This is a genomic window from Sedimentitalea sp. XS_ASV28, assembly GCF_041224545.1.
In the GTDB taxonomy this organism is placed as follows: Bacteria; Pseudomonadota; Alphaproteobacteria; order Rhodobacterales; family Rhodobacteraceae; genus Sedimentitalea.
Map to the genome: position 1 here is coordinate 1 of NZ_JBGFGP010000033.1, position 363 is coordinate 363.

The 363-nt window shown below is 58.7% G+C and carries 1 protein-coding gene; it reads left to right on the forward strand.

Annotation, left to right across the window (positions count from 1 at the left end):
• Window positions 1-21: 21 nt before the first annotated feature.
• A partial coding sequence (locus tag AB9K34_RS00470) for an IS6 family transposase (RefSeq protein WP_369952527.1) occupies window positions 22-363 on the forward strand: 342 nt, incomplete at its 3' end.

Sequence of the window (363 nt, forward strand, 5' to 3'; positions counted from 1 at the left end):
CGCGATATGCCACTTGAGGGCATGACCAAACCTGACCTTTACCGCCGCCACCGGTTTCCGCCCAATGTCATCGCCTATGCAGTCTGGCTGTATTTCCGCTTTCCTCTGAGCCTTCGGATGGTAGAAGATCTTCTCGCCGAGCGCGGCATCATCGTGTCGCACCAGACGGTGCGAGCCTGGGCCGAAAAGTTCGGACGGGAATTCGCGAACACAATTCGCTCCCGATCGGCTGGCAAACTTGGCGACAAGTGGCATCTGGAGGAAGTTGTCGTCTCGATCAGAGGGCGCAAAAATTGGCTGTGGCGGGCGGTCGATCAGGACGGCTTCGTGCTGGACGTTCTGGTCCAATCCCGGCGCAACAAG